The sequence below is a fragment of the Allosalinactinospora lopnorensis genome (genome assembly GCF_000981225.1).
Lineage (GTDB): Bacteria > Actinomycetota > Actinomycetes > Streptosporangiales > Streptosporangiaceae > Allosalinactinospora > Allosalinactinospora lopnorensis.
In genome coordinates, this window is record NZ_LAJC01000122.1 from 1 (window position 1) to 8,245 (window position 8,245).

The 8,245-nt window shown below is 69.8% G+C and carries 7 protein-coding genes and 1 pseudogene; 5 read left to right on the plus strand and 3 right to left on the minus strand.

Features of this window, described 5'->3' with window-relative positions; translation table 11 throughout:
• The first annotated feature begins 206 nt into the window (after positions 1-206).
• Together VS93_RS25235 and VS93_RS25240 are read left to right on the plus strand one after the other, a co-directional pair.
• Positions 207-1,085, plus strand: coding sequence for an ABC transporter ATP-binding protein (locus VS93_RS25235; RefSeq protein WP_046472351.1), 879 nt, complete (start codon positions 207-209; stop codon positions 1,083-1,085).
• Positions 1,082-1,897, plus strand: a complete 816-nt coding sequence (locus tag VS93_RS25240) for an ABC transporter permease (RefSeq protein ID WP_046472352.1) — start codon at positions 1,082-1,084, stop codon at positions 1,895-1,897. The genes VS93_RS25235 and VS93_RS25240 overlap by 4 nt, the downstream gene beginning before the upstream one ends.
• Before the next feature lie 137 nt (positions 1,898-2,034).
• Here VS93_RS25240 and VS93_RS25245 read toward each other — a convergent pair whose 3' ends face one another.
• Together VS93_RS25245 and glpX are read right to left on the minus strand one after the other, a co-directional pair.
• Positions 2,035-3,627: a hypothetical protein gene (locus VS93_RS25245; protein ID WP_156185015.1), complete on the minus strand. Its 1,593-nt coding sequence runs from the start codon at positions 3,625-3,627 to the stop codon at positions 2,035-2,037.
• Between the two features lie 136 nt (positions 3,628-3,763).
• Entirely contained in the window at positions 3,764-4,786 is a 1,023-nt protein-coding gene (gene glpX, locus VS93_RS25250; RefSeq protein ID WP_046472354.1) for a class II fructose-bisphosphatase, read from the minus strand.
• A 168-nt stretch (positions 4,787-4,954) separates the two neighbouring features.
• Between glpX and VS93_RS25255 the strand changes: the two genes are divergently transcribed.
• Positions 4,955-5,596, plus strand: coding sequence for a TetR/AcrR family transcriptional regulator (locus VS93_RS25255; protein ID WP_046472357.1), 642 nt, complete (start codon positions 4,955-4,957; stop codon positions 5,594-5,596).
• A 31-nt stretch (positions 5,597-5,627) separates the two neighbouring features.
• A complete protein-coding gene (locus VS93_RS25260) occupies positions 5,628-6,164 on the plus strand; it encodes a DUF4245 domain-containing protein (protein WP_046472355.1) in 537 nt (178 codons plus the stop codon).
• A gap of 88 nt (positions 6,165-6,252) precedes the next feature.
• On the opposite strand, the pseudogene VS93_RS25265 reads toward VS93_RS25260, so the two are convergent.
• Positions 6,253-7,223: pseudogene (locus tag VS93_RS25265) on the minus strand (4-hydroxy-3-methylbut-2-enyl diphosphate reductase).
• Positions 7,224-7,540: 317 nt separating this feature from the next.
• Between VS93_RS25265 and VS93_RS25270 the strand changes: the two are divergent.
• Positions 7,541-8,038 carry a hypothetical protein gene (locus tag VS93_RS25270; protein WP_046472356.1) on the plus strand — a complete coding sequence of 166 codons (498 nt, stop codon included), beginning with the start codon at positions 7,541-7,543 and terminating at the stop codon, positions 8,036-8,038.
• The last annotated feature ends 207 nt before the right edge of the window (positions 8,039-8,245 follow it).

Genomic DNA, 8,245 nt, shown 5'->3' on the forward strand with positions numbered 1-8,245 from the left:
GGCGGCCGCGCCCCCGCAGCGCGGTCCGGCGCCGCCGTGCGCCCGTCCGGGGCGAACTTTGTGCGAAATCCGCTTCGGCCGTGTGGGAAAACCACTGGAGAATCCCACGACACCCCTCATAGCGTGAGCCCATGACCTCGTCCAGGCTCGAAGAGCTCCCTGTCCCCGTAACGGAAGGTGATTCCCCGGCTATCAGTCTGCGAGAGGTGGTGAAACGCTTTGGGCCGATCACGGCGGTCGACGGGCTCGACCTCGACGTCCCCTCCGGCGTCGTGCTCGGTCTGCTCGGCCCGAACGGCGCGGGCAAGTCCACCATGATGCGGATGCTCACCGCGCAGACCCGCGCCAACTCCGGGCAGATCACCGTTCTCGGCCATTCGGTGCCCCGCGAGTCCAAACGCGCCCGCGCGGCCATGGGAGTCGTCCCGCAGCACGACAACCTCGACGAAGAACTCACGGTCGCCGAGAACCTGGAGGTGTTCTGCCACCTCTACCGGGTGCCGCGGCGGGAACGGGCCGAGGCCGTCAACTACGGGCTGCGCCTCGCCCACCTGGAGGACAGGCGCGACACCCGCGCCGACAAGCTCTCCGGCGGCATGCGCCGCCGGCTGCTCATCGTCCGCGGCCTGGTGCACCGGCCGCGGCTGGTGCTGCTGGACGAGCCGACGGTCGGCCTGGACCCCCAGGTCCGCCAGGAGCTCTGGGGCCTCATCACCGACCTGCGCGACGAGGGCGTCACCGTGCTGATGTCCACCCACTACATCGAGGAGGCCGAGCGGCTCGCCGACGTCGTCGCGCTCATGGCCAAGGGCAAGGTCGTGACCACAGGTGTTCCCGGCGATCTCATCGCCGAGTACGCGGGCAAGACCGTTGAGGAGTTCTGGCCCGGTCCGGGCGGGCCGGAAAGGATCGAGGAACTCGTCCAGGCCGCCGGACTGCCCACCCGCCGCACCGGCGCGACACTCTCGGTGCTGCACGCCGAAGAGCTGACCGCTGACCTCCGGGAGGCGGTGGGCCACGGCAACATCCGCCCCAGCAACCTTGAGGACGTCTTCGTGACTCTGACCGGGGAGCGTGTCGAATGACGCTGCAGAGCGGGCCCACCGCCCGCCGCGCCTTCCAGGCGCCGCCAGGACGGTTCGAGATCGCTCCGGTCCTGGGGGTTCTCGCCCGAGAATGGGCGCTGTACCGCCGCAGCTGGAAACCCACGACGTTCGCCGCGATCGTCGAGCCGGTCATCATGCTGCTCGCGTTCGGGGTCGGCCTCGGCTCCCTGGTGGGCGCCATCGGTGGGCACGACTACATCCACTTCCTGGGCACCGGCATCGTCGCGATGTCGGTGCTGTTCACCTCGATGTTCCCGGGACTGATCGACACCTACGTGCGCCGGGTCTTCCAGCACACCTACGAAGGAATGCTGGCCGCCCCCGTTGACGTGCGGGAGCTCGTCACCGCCGAGGCGAGCTGGATCGCTCTCAAGGCCGGCGTCTACGGCTGCGCGCCGCTGGTCGTCGCGATCGGGTTCGGGCTGCCGCCGTCGCCGGCGATGCTGATCGTCCCGGTCGTCGCGTTCGCCACGGGGTTCGGGTTCGCGCTCATGGGCATCTGGATGTCGGCGGTGGTGCCGTCGATCAAGACGATGGACTACATCATCTCCGGGATCATCACGCCGCTGTTCCTGATCGCCGGGACGTTCTTCCCGGTGGACACCCTCCCGACGTGGGCACAGGTGGCGGCGAAGATCAACCCGCTCTACCACTGCGTCGAGCTGGTCCGGGGCACCGCGTTCGGAATGCAGCCGCTGGCCGGTCTCGGGCACTTCGCCGCGATCCTGGCCTTCGTCGCCGTCATGTGGTGCTTCGCCGTGTTCCAGATGCGCCGCCGGCTGATCGACTGAGTCCCCGCCTTCGAAAGAGGCGGGCGAGGGCGGTAACGCGAGGGGGCCGCGGTGCCCGCGCCTCCGGCCGGCCAGCACACGAAAACGGGCGGCGCCCCGCGCGGGGCGCCGCCCGTTTTCGTGTGCTGGCCGGCGGATCAGCCGCCGCTTGGCGCCCAGCGGGCCTGGAAGGAGGCGTTGTCGCCGTCGAGGCTCATCGCGGCCCCGATCGCGCCGAACTGGTCGGCGCCGTGCGTCCCGTCCTCCTCCGCGACCGCGCGGAGGTCGAGGTAGAAGCCCATGCCGGCGCCGGCCATGTCCTGCATGGCCTGCTGGTACAGGGGGTCGTCACCGAGCCGGCCGGTACCGGTGCGGCCGTAGGAGACGACAGTGGTGTCGCCCTCGGTGTCGACACCCGGCGCCGAGCCGTAGCCGCCCTGGCCGGCCTCCGTAACGATCTCCTCCAGCACGCCGGCCTCGGCCCCGGTGGCCCGGTACTGGAACGAGGGGTCGCTGCTACGCACCCCCGTGGAGTCGAACATGCCGTCGAAGTCGGTGATACCGAAGGCGGTGCGGGAGCCGAGCAGGTCGGCGAAGCCCTCCGGCGGGTCGACCCCGAGCTCTGTCATGGCGTCGTCGATGCCGAGTTCGGCGAACGCGTCGGGGTCGTCCTCCCATGCCTGGGAGACCCACTGTTCCAGGTTGTTGCCGCCCATGGCCATGACGGTGTTGTCGGGCAGTTCGCCGAGCACGTCGATCCCGGGGGCCTCCACCTCGTACTCCGACATGGACACCCCGTCGACGGTGACGTCGAACATGTCGCCGCGCAGCTCGACGTAGTCGGCCTCGACCTTCAACGCCATGGCCATCCGCCCGGTGGCCTCCTCGAACTCGCTGAACGGGTCGGAGCCGCCCCACGGATCCTCGTTCCAGGGGTCGGTGCCGTAGCCGGAGCCGCCCGTTCCCAGGTCCAGCTCGGAGAGGGCCTCGAGGTCTAGCCAGGCCGCGGCGAGGCTGTCGCCGCCGACGGCGTTCATGTCCGCGGAGAAGTCGCTCTCGTCCGCCAGCGTCCCGCGGTCGACCTGCGCCGCGTGTTCGTCCAGCGCCGCGTCGCTGGTGGAGAGAATGGCGAAGTCGCCGTCGATCTCGTAGTAGAGATCGTCCCACTCGCCCCGCAGCTCATCCAGGGTCTCCTCGGCCGCCCCCTCGTCCTCCACGGCCAGAGCGAGCGCCATCGCCAGGCCGTCGTCGTCGACCGCGGCGTCCTCGTTGTCCGCGGGCCACATGGCGAACCCGAACCGCTGGCCGAACCAGGACTGGACGTCACGCTCGTAGCGGAGGTCGGTGCCGTCGAGGAGCAGCTCGTCGAAGATCGGCTCGGCCGGGTCGGACTCGGGATCGACCTCGTCCCTCAGCTCATCCGGCAGCTTGTCGACGAACTGGGCGTAGTTGGCGAGCTGCCCGCCCGACGGCCTCAGGTCGAGCTTGGCGAACATCACCGAGGACGCCGGCAGCACGGTCTCGGGCTGCGGCCCGACGAACAGGTCGTCCATGACGTGGTTCGCGGCCCACACCGACGACGCCATAAGCGCGACACCAGCCACACCGGCGACCGGGATCATCCACGTCCGGTTCTTCCGCGGCGCACCGTAGTGCGGCTGCGGGTAGGCCGCCCCCGGCGGGGGCGGCCCGGGGGGCTGCTGCCCCGGCGGCGTCCAGGGCGGCTGGCTGGGGGGATCGGGATAGGACATCGGACCTCCGGGGGACAGGTGCAACCGTATGAAGGTACCAATCTCCGAATAGCCGATTCCCCAGGTCCAGGCGAACGTGCCAGGAAATCCGCCGCCGGTTGCGGTAGTGTTCTCCTTCGCCCGGAAACGGGTCGGGTCAGCTCGCGGAGGCGAAGTCGACGCCGCTGTAGGTCGCCAGCTTGCTCAGCCGGTGCTCGCTGTACACCTTCCGGACCGTGCCGCTGCGTCCCCGCATGACCAGGGAATCCGTCATCGCCCGGCCCTCCTCGTAGCGGACGCCGCCGAGCAGCTCGCCATCGGTGATCCCCGTGGCCGCGAAGAACACGTCCTCCGACGCCACCAGGTCATCCGTCGTCAGTACGCGGTCGACGTCGTGCCCGGCGTCGACGGCCTTGCGCCGCTCGTCGTCGTCCTTTGGCCACAACCGGCCCTGGATCACACCGCCCAGGCACTTCATGGCGCATGCGCTGATGATCCCCTCAGGGGTTCCGCCGATACCGAGCAGCAGGTCGACCCCGGTACCGGTCCGCGCCGCCATGATGGCTCCGGCGACGTCACCGTCGGTGATGAACTTGATCCGCGCCCCGGCCTCGCGCACCTCGCGCACGATGTCCTCGTGGCGCGGGCGGTCCAGGATGACGACGGTGACGTCCTGCGGGGTGCCGCCCTTGGCGCGAGCCACCGCGCGGATGTTCTCCGTGATCGGGGCCGTAATGTCCACCACTCCCGCGGCCGCGGGACCGGTGGCGAGCTTCTCCATGTAGAACACCGCCGAGGGGTCGAACATGGAACCGCGCGGGCTCATCGCGATCACCGAGATCGCGTTCGGCATGCCCTTCGCGGTCAGCCGGGTGCCGTCGATCGGGTCGACGGCCACGTCCCAGTCCGACCCGCCGCCGTCGCCGACCCGCTCGCCGTTGTAGAGCATCGGGGCGTCGTCCTTCTCGCCCTCACCGATGACGACCGTCCCGTTCATCGAGACCGTGCCGATCAGGTGGCGCATGCCGCGCACGGCGGCGCCGTCGGCCCCGTTCTTGTCCCCCTGGCCGACCCAGCGCGCCGCGGCCAGCGCGGCGGCCTCGGTCACTCGGACCAGCTCCAGAGCCAGGTTGCGATCGGGGGCCTCGTAGGAGTGCGGTGCGGCGGTGGACGTGGTCATGGTCTACCTCTCCAAACGGGTTTTACCTGGTTGGACGGGGAGCGCCGATGCCTAGCGCGGTCCGCCCGCCGCAGACGGCGGCGTGACTCCTAGGGTAATCACTTGACGTAACCTCGACCTAGGCGGCCCGTCGGCATGCCACCCGGAGGGACGGTTCCAGACGTGACAGTGGAGAAGGTGCAGAAGCCGGTGCGGGTCTCGCCCCGGGGAGCGGCCACGCGCAGCGCCCTGCTCGGCGCCGCGGCGCACGTGTTCCGTACGGTCGGCTTCGCCAAGGCAGGTGTCAGCGAGGTCGTGTCCGAGGCGGGGGCCAGCGTCGGCAGCCTCTACCACCACTTCACCGGCAAGGCCGACCTGTACATGGCGCTCTACGAGGAGTTCCAGCAGCGCCAGCAGGACCGCACCCACCAGGCGGTGGCCGAGGCCAGGGACGCGGGCGAGAACGATCCCACCCGGCTGATGAACGTGGCGGCGCGCGCCTACCTCGACGGGTGCATCGAAGAGCGCGAGACCACCCAGCTGTTCTTCAGCGGCGACGGCCCGCCCGGCTTCGACTCCCAGCTGCGGGCCCGGCTGCGCGAGTGGACCGACCGCAACGTCGCCCTGTTCCGCAAGGCCGACGAACCCGTTGACGAAGCCCTGCTCATGGTGGTCAGCGGCTCGATGCTGCTCGCGGTGGCCGAAGTCGTGCACCGCGACGCCGGCGACGCCCGGCGGCTGGCCGACGACATCACCTCGCTGCTGTCCCAGCTGGAACCCAGGTACGGCCGCGACCACGAGGATTCCGCCGGCGGCCCCCGGAAGGGGTGAACCGCCCGCCTGCGGCAAGCTGGTAACCATCATGAGCAACTACAACCGCGCTGACGCGACGTTCGGTGCCTACGCAACCGCACTCGGCATCATCGTCGCCATTCTGCTCGTCATGGCGTTCGTGGTCGCGACACGCAGTGAGGAGCACATCCCCCGCGTCGACTACACCCCCGACGCCCGGACCCTCCAGGAGGTCGCCGACTACACCGTCTACGTGCCGGGGGAGCTGCCCGACGGCTGGGTACCGACCAGCAGCCGGATCGACGCTGAAGAGGACGAGGAGGAACCCGTCACCTGGACAGTGGGATTCGCCACACCCGAGGACCTGCATGCCAGATTCAGCATGAGCGACGCGGACCCCGAGCGGTTCATCGCTGAGACGACGGAGCAGGGCGCCCCCGACGGCGAGTCCGGCATCGGCGGCGAGGCCTGGAAGCGCTACACCGACCGCGAGGAGCCGCAGCGCTCCCTGGTGAGGCGGGAGGACGGCGTCACCCTCGTCGTCACCGGGAGCGCGGGCTACGCGGAGCTCGAAACCCTCGCCGGCTCGCTGGAGCCCCGCGGCTAGCCTCCGCGGGCGCAGGCCTTCCCTGGAGACCGCGCCGAGCCCCGCCCGAGGTCCGGCCTCGATCAGGGCGGGAGGCGAGAAGCCCGGCTCAGCCGTTGACCGGCTCGGCCCGCAGGTCCTTGCGGAGCTCCTTGGGCAGCGAGAACGTGAGGTTCTCCTGCGCCGTCTCGACCTCGGCGACCTCGCCGAACCCGTACCCGGCGAGCCGTTCCAGCAGCTCCTGTACGAGCAGGTCCGGAACCGAGGCGCCGCTGGTGACACCGACCGTGTCGACCCCCTCCAGCCACGCCTCGTCCATCAGGGAGGCGTTGTCGATCAGGTGCGCGGCGGTGGCGCCGGCCTCCAGAGCGACCTCGACCAGCCGTACCGAGTTGGATGAGTTGTCCGAACCGACCACCAGGACGAGGTCGCACTCGGAGGCCATCTCCTTGACCGCGTCCTGGCGGTTGGAGGTGGCGTAGCAGATGTCGTCGCTCGGCGGGTCGAGCAGGTTCGGGAACCGCTCGCGCAGGGCGTCGACGGTCTGGTTGGTCTCGTCCACGGAGAGGGTGGTCTGGGACAGCAGGAGACGTTCTCGGGGTTGCGCACCTGCACCTTGTCGACCTCGTCGGGACTCTCCACGACCTGGATGTGGTCGGGGGCCTCACCGCTGGTGCCCTCGACCTCCTCGTGGCCGGTGTGGCCGATCAGGATGATGTCGCGGTCCTCGGAGGCGAAGCGCTTGGCCTCCTTGTGCACCTTGGTCACCAGGGGGCACGTGGCGTCGACGGTCTTGAGCTGCCGGCGGTGCGCCTCCTCGTGCACCATCGGGGAGACGCCGTGGGCCGAGAAGACGACGATGGCCCCCTCGGGAACCTCGCCGGTCTCCTCGACGAAGATGGCGCCGCGCTCCTCCAATCTCTGCACGACGTGCGTGTTGTGCACGATCTGTTTGCGCACGTAGATCGGAGCGCCGTACTGCTCAAGTGCCTTTTCGACCGTGATGACAGCGCGGTCAACCCCGGCGCAGTAACCGCGGGGTTTGGCGAGCAGGACACGGCGGCGATTCGTCGCAGTCATGGCCCCATCCTAAGGGCCGTACGGGTCGACCAGTTCCGAACGGGGTTCGGTGCGCCGTCCCGCGGCGGGAGAACGGCCTTTGGGTGACCAGATGATAACGTTCGGCGCTCGGTTCTGTCGCGACATCGCCAAATCGTTCGCAACAACCGCACATCAGGCAACCCTTACTCCCCTATTCTGGTTGAACTGCGTAATCGAATAAAGCCGTGGTAGTGGTGTGCACACGTGGGGCGGTCCTCCCTCTTTGGCCCGGGGAGGGGTCCCGGGTGCGCGCCCCCAGGCATCCCCCCGCCGACAGCATCAGGAGCCTCCAACCCATGTCGAATCCGTCGATCGCCAGCAAGATGATGACCTTGGTCAAAGGCATCTTCGGGCAGAAGAAGCCCGTGGCCGCCGAGCCGTCGGCGCCCGCCCCGGCCAAGGAGACCACCGACGTCCGGCCCGAGGCGGAGCCCAAGCCGGAGGCGGCGGAGGAGACACCCGCCGAGGAGACCACCGCAGAGGCCGCTGAGCTGCTCGCACCCGAGGAGAAGACCGCCCTCGCCGAGGAGTTGGCGGTTGCCGAGGCCGAGACCCAGGCATCCAGCGACGAAGTGCTGGAGCAGGTCCGCAAGGACGCGGCTCCGGAGGCTGAGGAGCTCCCTGTCCCGGGGTACGACGAGCTGACCCTGCCCTCCATCCGCGCCCGGCTGCGCAAGCTCAGCATCGAGCAGGTCCGTGAACTCCGCGCCTACGAGGTCGCCCACCAGAGCCGCCAGGAGTTCATCAAGATGTACGACAACCGGATCGCCAAGCTGCAGAGCGAGGATCAGTAGGCCTCTCCGGCGATCCGTCCTCCGGCCGGGCGCGCACCGGGCGCACCCGACGCGGCGGAGTCATCGACGGCCGCGCATGATCGACGGCTTCTCGTGCCTGCTCACCGCCTGTAGGCATCATGCGGGCGCGGATCCGCGGCGTGCGGCCGGGCCGCATCCCGGGCGTTCCGCCGGCACCCGGATCGCCGGGCCGCGGGTGGCCCGCCG

Bases quoted from the DNA above. Each gene is read 5' to 3' on its own strand.
- VS93_RS25240 (WP_046472352.1), top strand. From the start codon at position 1,082: ATGACGCTGCAGAGCGGGCCCACCGCCCGCCGCGCCTTCCAGGCGCCG.
- VS93_RS25245 (WP_156185015.1), bottom strand. From the start codon at position 3,627: ATGTCCTATCCCGATCCCCCCAGCCAGCCGCCCTGGACGCCGCCGGGG.
- glpX (WP_046472354.1), bottom strand. From the start codon at position 4,786: ATGACCACGTCCACCGCCGCACCGCACTCCTACGAGGCCCCCGATCGC.
- VS93_RS25260 (WP_046472355.1), top strand. From the start codon at position 5,628: ATGAGCAACTACAACCGCGCTGACGCGACGTTCGGTGCCTACGCAACC.
- VS93_RS25270 (WP_046472356.1), top strand. From the start codon at position 7,541: ATGTCGAATCCGTCGATCGCCAGCAAGATGATGACCTTGGTCAAAGGC.